This window comes from Bradyrhizobium sp. AUGA SZCCT0222 (assembly GCF_018130205.1).
In the GTDB taxonomy this organism is placed as follows: Bacteria; Pseudomonadota; Alphaproteobacteria; order Rhizobiales; family Xanthobacteraceae; genus Bradyrhizobium.
On sequence record NZ_JAFCLX010000029.1, the window covers coordinates 67,814 to 83,400 of the forward strand.

At 62.1% G+C, this 15,587-nt stretch carries 20 protein-coding genes; 9 read left to right on the plus strand and 11 right to left on the minus strand.

Translation table 11 applies throughout. The annotated features are described in order from the left end of the window. Positions 1–112: 112 nt before the first annotated feature. On the minus strand, positions 113–1,072 hold the full coding sequence (locus JQ629_RS23760; RefSeq protein ID WP_212414713.1) for a hypothetical protein: 960 nt from the start codon (positions 1,070–1,072) through the stop codon (positions 113–115). A gap of 89 nt (positions 1,073–1,161) precedes the next feature. Continuing rightward, complete coding sequence (locus JQ629_RS23765) at positions 1,162–1,950, minus strand: cobalamin-binding protein (RefSeq protein WP_212414714.1); 789 nt, start codon at positions 1,948–1,950, stop codon at positions 1,162–1,164. A gap of 131 nt (positions 1,951–2,081) precedes the next feature. Between JQ629_RS23765 and JQ629_RS23770 the strand changes: the two genes are divergently transcribed. Next, complete coding sequence (locus JQ629_RS23770; protein ID WP_212414715.1) at positions 2,082–2,480, plus strand: PaaI family thioesterase; 399 nt, start codon at positions 2,082–2,084, stop codon at positions 2,478–2,480. A 160-nt stretch (positions 2,481–2,640) separates the two neighbouring features. Here JQ629_RS23770 and JQ629_RS23775 read toward each other — a convergent pair whose 3' ends face one another. From JQ629_RS23775 to JQ629_RS23785, 3 genes are all read right to left on the minus strand, one after another. Continuing rightward, entirely contained in the window at positions 2,641–3,681 is a 1,041-nt protein-coding gene (locus tag JQ629_RS23775) for a phenylacetaldoxime dehydratase family protein (protein WP_212414716.1), read from the minus strand. A 40-nt stretch (positions 3,682–3,721) separates the two neighbouring features. Continuing rightward, positions 3,722–4,735, minus strand: a complete 1,014-nt coding sequence (locus JQ629_RS23780; protein ID WP_212414717.1) for a carbon-nitrogen hydrolase family protein — start codon at positions 4,733–4,735, stop codon at positions 3,722–3,724. A 196-nt stretch (positions 4,736–4,931) separates the two neighbouring features. Further along, complete coding sequence (locus JQ629_RS23785) at positions 4,932–5,885, minus strand: AraC-like ligand-binding domain-containing protein (protein WP_349631316.1); 954 nt, start codon at positions 5,883–5,885, stop codon at positions 4,932–4,934. 233 nt (positions 5,886–6,118) lie between these two features. Here JQ629_RS23785 and JQ629_RS23790 point away from each other — a divergent pair, with 233 nt between their 5' ends. Then, positions 6,119–6,739, plus strand: coding sequence for a GNAT family N-acetyltransferase (locus tag JQ629_RS23790; RefSeq protein ID WP_212262249.1), 621 nt, complete (start codon positions 6,119–6,121; stop codon positions 6,737–6,739). Between the two features lie 166 nt (positions 6,740–6,905). Here JQ629_RS23790 and JQ629_RS23795 read toward each other — a convergent pair whose 3' ends face one another. The 3 genes from JQ629_RS23795 to JQ629_RS23805 all read right to left on the minus strand — a co-directional run bounded on the left by JQ629_RS23795 (position 6,906) and on the right by JQ629_RS23805 (position 8,302). After that, complete coding sequence (locus tag JQ629_RS23795; protein ID WP_212392024.1) at positions 6,906–7,208, minus strand: hypothetical protein; 303 nt, start codon at positions 7,206–7,208, stop codon at positions 6,906–6,908. Between the two features lie 86 nt (positions 7,209–7,294). Then, entirely contained in the window at positions 7,295–7,594 is a 300-nt protein-coding gene (locus JQ629_RS23800) for a putative quinol monooxygenase (RefSeq protein ID WP_212414718.1), read from the minus strand. Positions 7,595–7,627: 33 nt separating this feature from the next. Then, entirely contained in the window at positions 7,628–8,302 is a 675-nt protein-coding gene (locus JQ629_RS23805) for a DUF2161 domain-containing phosphodiesterase (protein ID WP_212414739.1), read from the minus strand. A 123-nt stretch (positions 8,303–8,425) separates the two neighbouring features. Here JQ629_RS23805 and JQ629_RS23810 point away from each other — a divergent pair, with 123 nt between their 5' ends. Further along, positions 8,426–8,770, plus strand: a complete 345-nt coding sequence (locus JQ629_RS23810) for a GrlR family regulatory protein (RefSeq protein ID WP_212414719.1) — start codon at positions 8,426–8,428, stop codon at positions 8,768–8,770. Between the two features lie 182 nt (positions 8,771–8,952). Here JQ629_RS23810 and fabG read toward each other — a convergent pair whose 3' ends face one another. After that, entirely contained in the window at positions 8,953–9,633 is a 681-nt protein-coding gene (fabG, locus tag JQ629_RS23815) for a 3-oxoacyl-ACP reductase FabG (RefSeq protein ID WP_212414720.1), read from the minus strand. Between the two features lie 125 nt (positions 9,634–9,758). Here fabG and JQ629_RS23820 point away from each other — a divergent pair, with 125 nt between their 5' ends. Beyond that, a complete protein-coding gene (locus tag JQ629_RS23820) occupies positions 9,759–10,442 on the plus strand; it encodes an SGNH/GDSL hydrolase family protein (RefSeq protein ID WP_212414721.1) in 684 nt (227 codons plus the stop codon). Between the two features lie 166 nt (positions 10,443–10,608). Beyond that, the gene (locus tag JQ629_RS23825) at positions 10,609–10,749 is read left to right on the plus strand and encodes a hypothetical protein (RefSeq protein ID WP_249135235.1); all 141 of its coding nucleotides are present in this window, start codon (positions 10,609–10,611) and stop codon (positions 10,747–10,749) included. 135 nt (positions 10,750–10,884) lie between these two features. On the opposite strand, the gene JQ629_RS23830 is transcribed toward JQ629_RS23825, so the two are convergent. Beyond that, positions 10,885–11,631, minus strand: a complete 747-nt coding sequence (locus JQ629_RS23830; protein ID WP_212414722.1) for a tyrosine-protein phosphatase — start codon at positions 11,629–11,631, stop codon at positions 10,885–10,887. 120 nt (positions 11,632–11,751) lie between these two features. Between JQ629_RS23830 and JQ629_RS23835 the strand changes: the two genes are divergently transcribed. Then, positions 11,752–12,078, plus strand: coding sequence for an MliC family protein (locus JQ629_RS23835; protein ID WP_249135236.1), 327 nt, complete (start codon positions 11,752–11,754; stop codon positions 12,076–12,078). Between the two features lie 110 nt (positions 12,079–12,188). Here the strand turns inward: JQ629_RS23835 and JQ629_RS23840 are convergent, their stop codons facing one another. Further along, positions 12,189–12,386 (minus strand): DUF2735 domain-containing protein, encoded by a 198-nt coding sequence (locus JQ629_RS23840; RefSeq protein WP_212414723.1) that lies wholly within the window; start codon positions 12,384–12,386, stop codon positions 12,189–12,191. A 558-nt stretch (positions 12,387–12,944) separates the two neighbouring features. Between JQ629_RS23840 and JQ629_RS23845 the strand changes: the two genes are divergently transcribed. The 3 genes from JQ629_RS23845 to JQ629_RS23855 all read left to right on the plus strand — a co-directional run bounded on the left by JQ629_RS23845 (position 12,945) and on the right by JQ629_RS23855 (position 15,575). Continuing rightward, on the plus strand, positions 12,945–13,982 hold the full coding sequence (locus tag JQ629_RS23845) for a glutamine synthetase beta-grasp domain-containing protein (protein WP_212262217.1): 1,038 nt from the start codon (positions 12,945–12,947) through the stop codon (positions 13,980–13,982). Positions 13,983–14,176: 194 nt separating this feature from the next. After that, positions 14,177–14,884 carry a GrlR family regulatory protein gene (locus JQ629_RS23850; protein ID WP_212414724.1) on the plus strand — a complete coding sequence of 236 codons (708 nt, stop codon included), beginning with the start codon at positions 14,177–14,179 and terminating at the stop codon, positions 14,882–14,884. Positions 14,885–14,888: 4 nt separating this feature from the next. Continuing rightward, positions 14,889–15,575: a substrate-binding domain-containing protein gene (locus JQ629_RS23855; RefSeq protein WP_212392019.1), complete on the plus strand. Its 687-nt coding sequence runs from the start codon at positions 14,889–14,891 to the stop codon at positions 15,573–15,575. Positions 15,576–15,587 lie beyond the last annotated feature (12 nt).

Below are 15,587 nucleotides of genomic sequence, written 5' to 3' on the forward strand. Positions count from 1 at the left end.
CGCAGCGAAGCAATCCACTCTTCCTTTCTTTACGAGGCGAGATGGATTGCTTCGCTGCGCTCGCAATGACGGAGGAGTGAGTCGGTGCGGGGTGGAGAAGGTGTAGCTGTGCTTACGGCTTTGCTTTGAAGCTTTCGACCATCGCTCGAAATTCCGGCAAGGCCTCGTCAAATCGCTCTGGCGGCGCCATGCCCAGCAGGACAAAGGGGCGTCCCGACGGATAGAGGGCAACGACGAGGTAGCGGAGCGGGCGGCCACCAGCGCCTTTGCCCTCTCCAAGATATTCGAAGCCAGCCATGGTCGACGTCGTGAGCGGTCTGGTGCTCAGGATTTTCTGGTCGGTGATGGTTCTCGAGTTGAGAAATTGCTGCTCTCCGAAGCGCTGCTGATCAGAGGGCGCAATGGCGGCTTCGGTGGCGAGACTGACGATGAAGCCGACATCCTCCAGCTTCCCCTCCGGCGGAGGCGGCGTTTCCTTCAGCAGCAGTCCCCTGCCGGCCAGCGGCTTGCGATACGCAAAGCGCGCTGTCGGCTCGATCGAGAACGGTAGTGCAGCGATCGGATCGGCCGAGGCCGTCGCATTGATCCGGACGCTGGCAAGCGCGGCGCGGATCACGGCATCCGACAGCTGCTTTGGCGCGGGCTTTGCGATCGAGACGGTCAACATTCCGGTCATGTCGGGGCCGTTGATGACCATGAGCCATTTGTCAAAAACCTGATTGCCTGCGCGCTGCTCCGCACGCACGGTGATCTGCTCGTAAGGCACCCAGTCGATCGTCTCCGTCGACAGCAGGCGCATGCCGCGCTTGGCCATCGCTTCCGCTGTGAGACCGGTGCGGAACTGGGTGAACGCGACGGGAGGGAACTCCGCCAACAAGATCGAAGCATGGTGCACCTGATCCTGAAAGCCGGTGAATGTGGTGGCGACGACAAAGCCTTTCGGCGGCGCGAGACTGATGCGGCTTCCCGGTGGCGTGATCGGATCGGCAGCGTTCGCGAGGCCTGCGAAGAGGCCGCCGGCCAGAGCCAGACCGAAAGCAAGATGTCGCTTCGCTGTCGATAGTAGCCACATGCTTGCACAACCCTCTATCCGTCACGTTCAACACGATGATCCTGAGACCGTTTGTTTCAGAAGTGACCGCGCCGGTTCAATGTCGGCTGTCAGCGTTGCTGTGGCCAGAGCGCGTTCACGATCGCATCCAGCCCGTCCGTCAGCGCGGCGGGGCCCGGCTGCAGGATCAGCGGCGATTTGATCTCGACGATGCGGTTGTTGCGCACCGCCGGGATATCGCTCCAGCCCGGCCGTTGCCTGATCCGCTCGGGCACGACTTTCTTGCCGCACCATGAGGCCAGGATCACGTCGGGCGCGGTCTCGCGCACCGTGTCTGATGAAATGATGCGGTCCTTGGCGGCCTGCTGAAACCGCAGCTTTGGCAGCACGTCTTCGCCGCCGGCAATCTCGATCAGTTCGGACACCCAGCCGATGCCACTGATGATGGGATCGTCCCACTCCTCGAAATAGACTTTTGGTTTGGGTGAGGGACGGGGTATCGCTGCGATGCTGGAAAGGCGCCGTTCAAAGCTGGTCGCGAGCTGATCGGCGCGATGCGCGGCGCCGACCAGCGCACCCAGCGTACGGATCATCGCGAGTATCCCCGCGACGTCGCGCTGGTTGAAGACATGGATGGCGACGCCTGATCGCACGAGGTCGGCGACGATGTCGGCCTGCAGGTCGGAGAAGGCGAGCACCAGATCCGGCTGCAGCGCCAGGATCTTCGGAATGTCCGCCGAGATGAAGGCCGATACCCGCGGTTTCTCGCGGCGCACCTGCGGCGGCCGCACCGCATAGCCGGAGACGCCGACGATGCGGTCCTGCTCGTTGAGCAAATACAGCGTCTCCACGGTCTCTTCGGTGAGGCAGACGATCCGGTGGGGCGGGAACTGGCGCATGCTTGCAATTACCACAGACGTCATTGCCGGGCTTGACCCGGCAATCCATCATTTCAGAAATATCTGTTTGGAAGATGATGGATACGCGGGTCAAGCCCGCGTATGACAAGCGGAACAAAACGGGAGGAATCATGACGCTGCTGGAAAAAATTCAATCCATGAAGATGCCGTTTGCGGAATTGAAGGGCGTGACGTTTGTCGAGGCCGAGAAGGACCGCGTGGTCGCCAGGATGCTGGTGCGGCCGGAGCTCTGCACGCTGCGGAATACGATTCACGGTGGCGCAGTGATGGCATTTGCGGATTCGGTTGGCGCAGCCGCGACCGTCATCAATCTGCCTGAGGATGCCAAGGGCACCACCACGATCGAGAGCAAGACCAATTTCATTGGCGGCGCCAAGGAAGGCAGCACGGTGATTGCGACTGCGACCCCGGTGCACCGGGGACGACGCACCCAGGTCTGGCAGACCCGGCTCGAGACCGAGGATGGCAAGCTGGTCGCGATCGTCACCCAGACCCAGATGGTGCTGTAGGCCGGCGCACGACGCCAAGTCGTAGCCTATCGCGTCATCCTGAGGTGCGCGCCCTTGCGCGCCTCGAAGGATGAGATGCGCCCGTGGTCCATCCTTCGAGGCTCGCTTCGCTCGCGCCTCAGGATGACGTCCGTGGGATTCAACCCAAAGCCATCTTGCTTTAAGTGTTGTCCGCCGGCACGGCGTTCAGCATTCCGGTACGCGGGTGACAATCCAGATATTCAAAAAAGGCTTCGTCGGCCCGCGCCACCGTGACCTCGTGATAGAGCCGCAGCTTCGCGGCAGGACCCAAGGTCGACAGATATTTCATCGCCGCGCCGAAAATCCGGACATGGGTCGGATGCGATTCCGCCCATCGCTCGAGGGCGGCGAGGCTCTTCCACCAGCTCATGCCGTAGGATTTTTCGGTGCGTGTGCCGTCGGGCGCGACGACGGTCATATAGCGGTTGGCGTAACAGCCGATCGAGCGGCCGTCATCGCGCAGGAAGTCCATGCCTTCCCGCAACACCGGCTCGACATCCTCCAGGTACATTTTGCGTTCGGAGGCTTCGGTATCGCCCCAATCCTGGCCCGACCGGATCAGGCAGACATTGTCTGACGGGATGACCCTGATGCGGGCGCCATCACGGACAGCGGTGATGTTTCCTGATGGCGCCATCTCGCTGGTCTGGGATTTGGGAATGCGATCACGCATGCCGCCCCAATAGGCGTGCTCCTGAATCTCGCCGCTCATGCCGTCGGCGAGAACCGCGACGCCTTCGGGTCTTTCGAGGGACGAGAACAGGGTCTCGTAGCCTTCCACGCTGGGATGCAGCACCTCGATGAACGTGCCCGCACCGTTTCGCCGCTCGCCGGTCCAGCCCTCGCGCGCCGCCGGGAACCAGCGGTCGAACCTGGCGCGATCGTCCCAATAGGCCACCGTGACGACATTGGTGAAACCGGCTTCGTCAATATAGCGCGCCCGGTCCCAATGCGTTGGGCCGCCATTCTGCCCGAAAGCGGCGACGATCCACGCCAGCGCTTGCTCGGCGGCTTCTGACGGCTCGCCACGGGTCTGGACACCGAAATAGGCCATCACCACCCGCACCACGGCGGGCTTGTGGCGCGCGACGAACGATGGGTAGGGCGGTGCGTAGTCGTCCGGGACGCGACGGTGGCGTGTGCGCGCGCTTCGCAGATGGTCCGGGATCGCGGATTCCATGGGCTCGCTCCTCGTCAGCTGGCAGAACCTTCTGAAGCTCTCAGGCCTGAAGCCTGATCTCGCTCATGACCTCGGCATCGACCGGTAAGGTAAAATGCTCGACGCGGTTGGCGCGGGAGGTGTTGAGCAACAGCCGCGTGACATCGGGCCGGGAATAATGTCCCGCGGGATCGGCTGCGTTCTTCGCCACGCCGATCATGCCGAGATCGATATCGGCATACAGAATGCCTTCCTGATCGGGCGGCAGTTTTTCGGCGAGCGAACTGCCGTCCGGACCGTAGATCACCGCGTGTCCCCCACCGGCATGCAGGAACGCGTGCTTCTCGGGGGAGTCGCAGAGCTCGTCGATCATGGCCTGCGAGACCACGGCGCAGGGAGCGAGGACGAAGCATGAGCCCTCGACCGCGTAGATCTTGCTCGCGGCGTTGTTGACCTCATGGCCGAGGGCATGCGCGAACGGGTCGTACAGCGAGAAGCTCGGCCAGGCGCCGACATGAACCTGCTCGTTCTGGGCGTACATCGCGTATTTCGACAGCGGCTGCAGATGTTCCCAGCAGCACAAGGCCCCGAGCCGCCCCACATCGGCGCGATCATGCACGGCAAGGTCGCTGCCGTCGCCTTCGCCGAACACGGTGCGTTCGGCATGGGTCGGCCGCAGCTTGCGGCGCCTGGCGATGGTCTCGCCGTCGGGCCCGATCAGCCATTGTGCGATGTAGAGGCTGCCGCCGGCCCGTTCGGACAGGCCGAGGACCGCGGTCAGCTTGGCACGCTTCACGGCGTTGCGAATTTTTTCGGCCTGCGGGCTGTCATAGGCCAGCGAGTTGTCGAAATAGCGCTGCACAAAACCGCGGCCGATCGCCCAGGCGGGGGCGCCGAGCCAGATCTGCCATGGATATCCGGGTATGAAGGTTTCGGGAAACGCGATCAGTTTGGCGCCTTGGGCGGCGGCCTGTTCGATCAGCGCGATCGTCTTGTCCACAGTCGCATCGAGATCGAGAAAGACCGGCGCAGCCTGAACCACCGCTACCTTGTACTTCTGGTGCACGAGACCCATTGAAATCATCCTTCTGCGTTGGGAAGAAAGGCAATCATTGGGTCGAAAGCCTACCGCCGCCCCTGGCTGCGGCGCTTGTCCGTGGCAGAACGAAAACTTGTTTTAACTTGCAATTGTCAGCCGTGACGGCGGAGAACCCGGCGCGTCCGCAGGCGGGCGTTGCCGCCGCGGGAGGCCAGAGCGATCGGAGGAGAATTTATTGCGTCGGGTGGTCTCGCCATTCGCGCGGCGAGGCACCGTACCTCTGCTTGAAGATCCGGCTGAAATGGGCGAGGTCGTTGAAGCCCCACGCGAATGCGATGTCGCTGATGTGCCGGGCCGCATGCGCCGGGTCCGACAGATCGCGCTTGCACCGCTCCAGGCGCTGCATCTGGACGTAGCCGCGGAACGAGTGCTGCTCGTCGGCCATCAGATCGCTGGCATAGCGCGGCGAGATTCCGGTGGCCGCGGCAACCTGCGAGATCGACAGGTCGGGATCGCTCAGGTGCGTCAGGATGTAATTCTTGAGCCGATAAAGCAGCGCAGAGCGGTGAAACGACTGATCCGACGAACGCGCATGCATCCGATCGGCGAAGGCCATGGCAATGAGATCCAGTCCCTGATCCAAGAGGCGGGATGCTGTGGCGGGATCGACGTGGTCGACGACCTTGCTGGTGCTAACCAGAAACTCGTAGGCCAGGCCTTCCAGGGGCCGACTGCTGCAGAAGGTGGTCGCGGTCAGCGCGTCGAAGGCGCCGATGCGTTGCTGCAGAAGTTTTCGCGGCATCTGCAGGATCGTTTGTGAAAAACTGTCATCGAAGCGCAGCTCGTAGGGGCGGGTGGTGTCGTAAATGACGAACTGTCCCGCGCAGACGACGGCATCGCGGCCGTCCTGATACACGCCGTTGACGCCGCGGTTGCCCAGCGCCAGCAGCACGTAATCCTCGCTGGCGCGTGCGATCCGGGATGGCGTGCGGAACACCCGCTGGGCGCAGGAATCGACGCGGGTAAACGTCGCGCGGCCGACCGCGGATTGCGATACCGCGCCCCAAAACCCCTCCCGCATATCGGAGTGGCAATCGAGACCGACAAAGGTATCGCAGACGATGTCCTGCCAGACCGCAAGGCGTCGATCCGGAACTGAAGAACTCGTGTCGAGCACGACAGCCACGATGGGACCTCCGGGAACCGGGATAAGTGTGGGCCAAAGCCCGGCTCAAATCCAGTGCGTGCAAATAGCTTGCCGAGCGCCGCGACTGGCAGTCGATTTGGTTACCGAATTGTTAAGCAGGGAATGGCTTTTTATTAGGCATTTGAAGGGGTTGAACTTCATATTGCGATGCACAATATAGGTGGTCTAGGGATTCGACGCCTCCTCGAGGGCCACCACGAGGAGTTATGACTATGAACTACCAGACTACCGCTCCGAGCCGCGCCAAGGGCGCCGTTCGGATTCTAAGCCAGCAAGAGGAATTGCCGCTTCTGCGCGATCACCTTTTGCGGCTCGACCGCACCAGCCGCCATGATCGCTTTCATGGCTTCATGGACGACAGCTTCATCGAACGCTACGCCGAAAAATGCGCCAACGACGGCACTGTCATCATTGGCTATTTCGAGGATGGCGTGGTGCGCGGTGCCGCCGAATTGCATCCGCCGGAGCAATCGCCTGACGCACTGCCGGAGATCGCCTTCAGCGTGGAGAGTTCGGTACGGCGCAAGGGCGTCGGCAGCATCCTGTTCAGGAAGCTGATCGCGGAAGCGCGGGCCAAAGGATATAAAAGCCTGCGGATCACCACCGGCGCGCAGAATGAAGCGATGCGGGCGCTCGCCAACAAGTTTGGCGCACACCTGACGTTCCGCTACGGCGAATCCACCGGCAGCATCGATCTGGCCAAGCAGAACCAGCCGGAAGGGGCGCCGTCCGCAATGGCGACGACGCTCGAGGCCGCACGGGCGATTACGAACTTCAATCGTGCTTATTGGGCCATGATGCTGAGAATGTCCGGCTGGGGCCGGACGGCCTGACCGGAAGGCCCATCGACAGAGCCCCGTTCCGCTTGCGTCGGAACGGGGCTCTGTATTTTTTGATTTGACGCGTTTTTTTGACGCGAACCGGTGCCCACTTCGCTTGAAAAACGCTTTAGCGGCAATTCGCGGATCTCCTGGATCGCGCGAATTGCCCGGGGGCCTTTCAGGTACCGGTGCGCTTGTCGTTACCGAAGCGCCTGATCACCTTGCGTTCGACCACAACCGAGCGCTGGGCGCCTTGCTCGCCCGTGATGACGCGGGTGGCGGATCGCGCAACGGCGCGGCCGGTCTTCTTCACCTCAGCCAGCACTTCTTCGTACGGCAGCCCCATCAGCGCTGCGGCGATTTCCGCCTGCTGCTGCTGATCGTCGGTAATGCCGACGGCGGCGAAGATCGCTTCTTCCAGCGTCGGCGGATCGCGCCGTACGCGCCGGGTGCCGTATTTCGTGTTCCAGTCTTCGCTCATCGGGGCCTCGCATCTGATGCGGAGATACCTAAGTGCCCTTATGTTGCATTGCAATATGAATTTGGCGTGGCATTACAGCCATGCACCTACAATTTCTCCAGTCTGGTAGCGTCGTACAGTTCGATGGACGTGGCGGCCGCGGCCAGCGACTGCAGCGACTTGACGAAATCGCGCGAAGCGGGGACCGCGAAATGGTTAATCAGCGCCGCGCGGTCGGCCCATTGCTCGAAAAACACCAGCCGCAGCGGGTTTTCGCAATCGACATGCACGGCGTGCGAGATGCACCCGGGTTCGCTGCGCGAACGATGGACGTGCTCGAGGCTCAGGCGGCGGACCTCGTCGAAACTGTCCTGGCGCGCCGTCACACTGCCGGTAACCACGATCATGTTGTCCTCCCGGTTTCACCGTCCTTGTCGGGACTATTCGGCGGCGGTCAGATCCAGCGGTCGTTGCGGCCAGCGTTTCAGCGCGGCCTGTCCGGCATCGGTCAGGACGTAAATGCCGCGCTCGGCGCGATCGAACCAGCCATAGACATTGTGCAGCAATATCTTGCCGGCGTCCGGCATCTCGATCCGCAAATCCTTCACGCGCCGCGGGCCACCTGAAAGTGCCGCAGCACAGGCCAGCGCCTGCTGGCGGTAGGCCGTCATGATCGGCGCGCGCGTAGAGCCACCCATCGCCGGATCGCCCTTGCGTCGCTCATGCTCCCTGATCAGCCGCGAGCGTTTCTTGGGATTGCGGCGAGGGGCTGTCGTGGCGGGTTTGACGATCACCTCGACATCGCCGGTGTTGGTGACCGCGAGCATGCCAAAGCCGAGCCGACGACAGAGGTTGCGATAGCGGGCGTCACTTTCGCGGCCCTTGCCGCGTGCCGACAATTTGGCCGCGAGCCACACCTCGTCACAGGCGCCGGCGCGATCGACCGCCTGCAGGATCAGTTCGAGATTGAATGTGAGCTTCAATTCCCCGATCACCACGACCGGCGGATCGTCGCCGCTCAGCGCCACCAGGTCACAGCCGCCGATCTCGCCCTTGACCGTGAAGCCGAGCTTTTCAAGGAAGCGTTTGACGGGCAGATAAAGCGCGGTTTCCAACGACAGGCTCCGGCGGCAGAAGCGGCCGCGACTCAGTGTCACGAGTTTAGCCCGGATTTGGCCAAATCGCGCGTAGGTGGCTATCTTGGCCGGCGGGACAGGCAAACGGGCGCGATCCAATCCATGATCAGGAACGGCCTCTATCACATCACCGTGGAAATGCTGGACAGCGTCCACGGCGGCAACCAGGGCGTTATGGTCGTGCGTGATGGCCAGTTGCGGGGTGGCGACTCGTTCTTCTATGCCTACGGCACCTACACGGCAGCGAAAGGCAAGTGGAAAGGCGAACTGACCAACCAGGAACATTCGCCGACCTATGGCGAGCGGCCGGTCTGGGAACGCAAGATCGTCACCATCGGATTTACCGGAACCTATACAGACGACACCGCCGAGAGCGACGGTATCGCGCTCGCCGGCAAGCAGAGCATCCGCTTCAAGTCGATGCTGCGGATGTTGATCCCGGACTGAACGCGCACGGCGACATCTCCACCGTCTGGCTTCAGAAAAACAACAAGGACCGGCTGCAGCCGGAGCGGTCATGCTCAAGGGACTTTACAAGGTCGAGATTCACACCGCGCACGACGGCTCCGGCCGCGGCGGTGGCACGCGAAAGGCACAGCGAAAAGGCGCGGAAACCCGACTGACCTGACTTAAACCCGCCCGCTTACCGGCAGCAGCGCGCCGGTGACGGCGGAGGCGGCGTCGCTGGCGAGGAACAGGATCACGTCGGCCAGTTCCGTTGGTCTTACCCATTTGCTGAAATCGGCTTTCGGCATGCTGGCGCGATTGGCCGCGGTGTCGATGATCGACGGCAGCACGGCGTTCACCGTGATCCTGCCCTTGTATTCGGCGGCGAGCGCTTCGGTGAGGCGATGCACGCCGGCCTTGGACGCGGCATAGGCACCCATGCCGGCGCTCGCCTGCAGCGCGCCAAGCGCGCCGACATTGACGATCCGTCCGGCACCGGACGCGGTCAGATACGGGATCGCCGCACGCGAGGCGTTGAGCGCGGTCGTGACGTTGAGCGCGTACATGCGCTGCCACGTCTTCGGATCGCCCTCGATGACCGTCTCGAACGCAAAACCGCCGGCGATGTTGATCAGCGCGTCGAGCTTGCCGAAGTGCGACACCGCGGCGTCGATCGCCTTCTTCGCCGCCGCCGCATCGGTCAGGTCGACACCGCCGAGTTCGAACTGGTTTGATGTCGCCGGTACCTGCGTCGGCGCGTGGTCTACGCTTGCGACCCTGGCGCCGGCCGCCAGCGCCTGGTCAACGACGATGCTGCCGAGCGCGCCGAGGGCGCCGGTCACGACAATGACTTTTCCATCCATAATGGGCCTCCACGGGCCGATAAAAGGGAGCACACACTAGCGCCGGCAGTTTTTCATTTGCAATGCGGCGAATTTCGCATCCAAATGCGGGTGTCAAACAAGATATTCCCGCTGAGGGTGATGAAATGAACGACGTGTCACGTGCCGGCGATCCGGACGTCGCCAACTTCAAATACAAATTGCCGCACCTGACGGCGGCGCTGCAGCGTCCGGAAAAGATCAAAATCGTGGCGATCGGATCGTCTTCGACGGCGGGCGTTGCGCCGGTCGCACCTTATCCGCCTCGTCTGGAAATGCTGTTGCGGCAGAAACTTGCGCGGCGAACGATCGATGTGCTCAACTGCGGTATCAGCGGCGAGGAGGCGCCGAAAGAGTTAGAGCGGTTTCGATCCGACGTGTTCGATGAGGCGCCAGCTCTGGTAATCTGGCAGGTGGGTACCAACGCAATCTTTCATGACATGGATCGCAGGGAGGTCGCCAGAGCCATCGACAGCGGATTAAGGCAACTCGCCGACTTGTCGGCGGATGTGATCCTGATGGACCTGCAATACACCAGGGCGATGACCGACAAGCTCAAGGCATCGGAAGAAATGGTGGCGTTCATCGCCGCAGCCGCTGAGATCGCGAAGGTCAACGTCTTTCAACGCTTCGCCCTGATGCGACGCTGGGTCGATGACAATATCCCGATCAGTGCCCTGGAAGACGGTGCCGACAATCATCTTCACGTCAGTGAGTGGGCGACCGGTTGCTTGGCAGAAGCCCTGAGCGATGCGATCGAGCGGGCCGTGAAGGCGGCGGGTACTACGTAAGAATACGGATCAAGGCCGATAGCTAAAATTTGCCTGAGTTGCGCAAGTCGATTGCAGGTTCCGTTCCCTACAAGGGGAGTCCAATCCTGGCAGGGGCATCACGATGGGATCTCTACCCGATCACGGTTTACCGCTTGTTCAGCTTAAGGAGCAGCGGCGGGACTTGGTGGTCGCGCTGCAAAACCGCAACGGTCCGATCAAGGACTGGGAGCTGATGCAGATTGCGGCGATCCAGCAGGCGATCCAGGCGTTCGAGGACGTCATCGCCGATCTCGATGCTGAAATGGAAATGGAAGCCGCGGCCTGAGCGATCGCGAGACACACTCGCGCCAAAGGTCGGCCGCGTGGATCGTTTCGATGCGGCGGGTGAAACACGAGCAGAGCGTTTTTGAGCGAAGTGGGCCCCGGTTCGCGTGAAGAAAACGCGTCAAAATAAAAACTGTCAGGATTGCAGATAGCGCGCCGCGAGCGCCGCGCGCTCCTTTTCGCCAAGACCGATGCCGTCGCGGAAATAAGCTTCGAGACTGCCATAGTCGGCGTCAATGGCTTCGAACGCAGCGCTGAGGAACGCGGGCTGCACCGAACCCAGCACCTGCTTGACGTGATCAGGCAGGTCGCTGCTGGCAGTGGGATCCCTGCGGTAGAACTGGTTGGTCAACAGATAATCTTCCGCAATCACCTCGTCGGGAACGCCAAGCGTATGCAGGATCAGCGCACAGGCGAAGCCGGTGCGATCCTTGCCGGCGGTGCAATGGATCACCAGTGGCGCGCGGTCCTCCAGCAGATGCGCAAACAGCGCCCGGAAGCGCGGCGTGTTCTGTTGCACATAGCTGCGGTAGGAATCGCGCATCACCTCGACGGCGTGGTCAGTCGACAGCGCCGTACCGCTGGCGGCGATGGCACGAAGTGCGGCGACCACCGTTGGCTCGACCGGCAGCGAATGCACGGTGATATCGGCCAGGCCGCACACCGCCTCGGCGCGCTCCGTCGTGCCTCGAAAATCGAACGCGCGCCTGACGCCGAGCGAACGCAAGACCGCAGCGTCATCATCGGTGAGGTGGCCGAGGTGGTTGGACCGGAACATCTGCCGCCAGCGTACCGTGCGGCCGTCCCGGGTGAGATAACCGCCGAGGTCGCGGAAATTGCTGGCGCCAGCAAGATTGAGATGACGGGCAGGGGAATCTGACATCGGGGCTGCCTTACGGAATTCTTGATAGAATTCTTGGAGATGCAATTCTTGTGTGGCGATCGAGCCGGGGTGTGTCGCGTCTTGCCCTCTGGTCTATACTCGGGCCGTCAGGAGGAGAATATGAATAATCGAAAGATCGCTGGTTTCGCCAAGGCGTTGCTTCTGGGAACGATGTTTTTGGGAGCGGGCGGCTCGACGGCCGCGTTGGCACAGGCGACCTTCAAAAACTATCGTTGCGCCGACGGCACGCAATTCATCGCCGGGTTTTTTCGGTACGATTCACGCGCCCATCTGCAGCTTGATGGCAAGGCGGTGACGCTGAAAAAGGGTGTGGCGTTGTCGGGGGCGCGCTATTCGGGCCGCGGGATTACCCTGAAAGTCACAAAGGCCGGGCTCACCACGCTCAAGCACGCCAAACGGCCGGTAACGGCATGCGAACTGACGTAAAAACAAGGTTTGCATGAAAAAGGGCCGAAACGATTTCGTTCCGACCCTTTTCTACTTCACCGACCGCGCCTGAACTCTTTGACGCGGATTTACCGAACATTGGGCTGGCATCAGTGGTCACGCCCAGGCTTGGTTTCCTCGATGGCCGCTGCGTGGTACCAGCTGCCGCTGCAGTCCGCGACATCGACCGCCGGCGCGGCAAAGTCGGGCTTGGTCTCGCCATAGCGACGTCCCGCCAGGGCCGACCGGCCCCCGGCTGGGAATTGATAGATCTTGGCAGATCCCTCATTCACACCTGTATTGATCATCCTGGTCTCTCCTGGATCGCGCGAACCACCATGGTGCGCCCGACTCGTTCTCCGTTAGTTACCGAGACTGCGATATCGTTCGCGCCCTCCCGGAATGCAAATTGCTCAAAAAAAGTCAGCTGGTGTGCATTTTATGGGCATTTCCTGTTTTGCTTCGTGTGAGGCAATGGGCAGGTGACTAACGCTTGAGCCGGGGAGATGGTTGCCGGCCGCGACCGAACCTCCCGCCGAATGGCCCAAAAGGCTGCTGCAGCTTTAATCGGGTCGGGAGCTGCGGGCCGAAACTGCCGTAGAATCGGGCGTCAGACGGGCTCGAAAGCGCCTTTTGTCCGCCCGCTGCGCATGTCAGGCGCGCTTCTATGTCGCATCAAAAAATGCACGCACGAGGGTGGACATCCCAACGCCGTCCGGTGCCGCGCTGCAGCGATTGGCACTTTAATTGCTTGGTAAGAAGCGGCCTGACGTGGCCGGGTACACGTGTGCGGGGGACTGCAGGGCTTCTAACCTCCAAAGTCCGAGGCTTCCGCACCTAGCAGCATTAAACTCAAGAGAGGCTCAATGACCAAGTACAAGCTCGAGTATATCTGGCTCGACGGGTATACGCCGACACCGAATCTGCGCGGCAAAACACAGATCAAGGAATTCGCTTCGTTCCCGACGCTCGAGCAGCTCCCGCTGTGGGGCTTCGATGGCTCATCGACCATGCAGGCCGAAGGCAGAAGCTCGGATTGCGTGCTCAAGCCGGTTGCGGTTTATCCCGACGGCGCGCGCAAGGACGGCGTCCTGGTGATGTGCGAAGTCATGATGCCGGATGGCGTCACCCCGCACGCGACCAACCGGCGCGCCACCATTCTTGACGACGAAGGCGCGTGGTTCGGCTTCGAGCAGGAATACTTCATGTACAAGGACGGCCGGCCGCTCGGGTTCCCGACCTCGGGTTATCCTGCGCCGCAGGGTCCGTATTACACCGGCGTCGGCTACAGCAATGTCGGTTCGGTCGCGCGTGAGATCGTCGAGAAGCATCTCGAGCTCTGTCTTGCCGCCGGCATCAACCATGAGGGCATCAACGCCGAAGTGGCGAAAGGCCAGTGGGAATTCCAGATCTTCGGCAAGGGCTCCAAAAAGGCCGCCGACGAAATGTGGATGGCTCGCTACCTGTTGCAGCGCCTGACTGAAACTTACGGCATCGACATCGAGTATCACTGCAAGCCGCTCGGCGACACCGACTGGAACGGCTCGGGCATGCACGCCAACTTCTCGACCAAACTTATGCGCGAGACCGGCGGCAAGGCCTATTTCGAGGCGCTGATGGCGGCCTTTGAGAAGAACCTCATGGACCACATTGCCGTCTACGGGCCTGATAACGACAAGCGTCTGACCGGCAAGCACGAGACCGCTCCCTGGAACAAGTTCAGCTACGGCGTGGCTGACCGCGGCGCCTCGATCCGCGTGCCGCACTCGTTCATGAAGAACGACTACAAGGGCTATCTCGAAGACCGCCGCCCGAACTCGCAAGGCGACCCCTACGCCATCGCTTCGCAGATCCTGAAGACGATCGCCGAAGTTCCGACGGCTGCCAAGTCGGCCGCGGCCTGAACCACGCCGCAGACCCGGACGGGGGCGTCCGGATTGCAACCCTGACCCGCCAAAGCGTGCCCGCTTTGGCGGGTCATTGCATTGCGATGACGTTGCCTCAAATGAATCGATTCAAGCCCTTTGCCCGATTCAAGCCGTTCCCCTGCGTTATGAACCGCGCTAGATAGCGGATGCGCTTGCCGGGGACACGGCCATTGCTCGAGGGTTTCTACAAGATCCGGTTTCAGCTCAACGACGCGGTCGGCCGCAGCGTGATGTATGTGCGCGCCGGCAAGATGCTCGGCGGCAATTCCGCCTTTGCTCATATCGGCACCTACCGGGAAGAAGCCGATGGCGAGCTTGCCATCGAGATCAAGACCGTTCGCCATAATCCCGACCCGAATTACCGCGCGATGGCCGGCACCGACGACGCCACCCTGCTGGCGCGGGGCAAGCCGGATGGCAATCTTTACCGGTTTGAAGGCGGCCTCAAGGAATTGCCGGGTGCGAAATTCAGCTCAGTCATGACGCCGATCGGGGAGGAGGAGATCCCGATCGCCGGAGGCGTCGGCCAGGATGGTATCGTCAATGGCCTCTATTCCATTCACATCCGCATGCTCGACGGCGTCGACGGCGGCCTGACTGGCGTGATGCTGCTCAATGACGGCCGCATCCTCGGCGGCGACGCGTCGTTCTACTACATCGGCAGCTACACCTCGGAGAAGGGCCGCTGGAAGGGCCAGATCCTCAATCAGGAGCACACGCCGGCAAGGGGCGAGAACCCGGTGTTCGGCGGCCATGAGGTCGGCATTGGCTTTGCCGGCTCCTGCGACGACCAGGGCGCGCTGCTGGAGGCCACCGCGCTTGCGGGCAAGCGTAGCCTCCGCCTGACAGCCGTGCTCAAGCTGATGCATCGGGCGTAACGCCATGGACAATGCCGTGCGCGTGCTCTCGACACTGGCCCTGAAGGGCGCGGTTCACAATCTGGCTGGGCATTATGAGGCAGCCGGCGGTGTGCGCATCGATGCCGACTTCGCGCCGACATTGGCGCTGCTGGACCGCTTGCGCGGCGGCGAGGGCGCCGATGTCGTTATCCTGACCCGCGAGGGGCTCGACGACATGGCCCGCGAGGGGCGCGTGGTGGCGGATAGCTGCGTGGATCTCGCGCGGTCCTATGTTGGCCTGGCGGTGAAAGCGGGCTTTGCCCATCCCGACATCGCAACCGAGCCCGCGCTGCGCGCGGCGCTGCTTGCCGCCCGTTCGGTGGCCTATTCGCGGATCGGCGCCAGCGGCATTTTGTTCGCGCAGTTGATCGAGCGCTTGGGTATTGCATCCGAGATCAATGCGAGAGCGTGCATCATCCCCTCGGGTTTCACGGCCGAGCGGCTGGTCACCGGAGAGGCCGATCTGGCCGTGCAGCAGATCAGCGAGTTGAAGCAGGTCGGGGGTATCGAGGTTATCGGCCCGATTCCTCGCGAGCTGCAAACGCCCGCGGTGTTTTCCGCCGGCCGCGTGGCGGCCTCCGGCAAGGCTGCTCAAGCGGACCGGCTGTTGCGGTTTCTCGCCTCGCGCGAGGTTGCGCCGGTGCTGCGCGAGAGCGGGCTTGAGCCTTGAATTTGCGAGCCT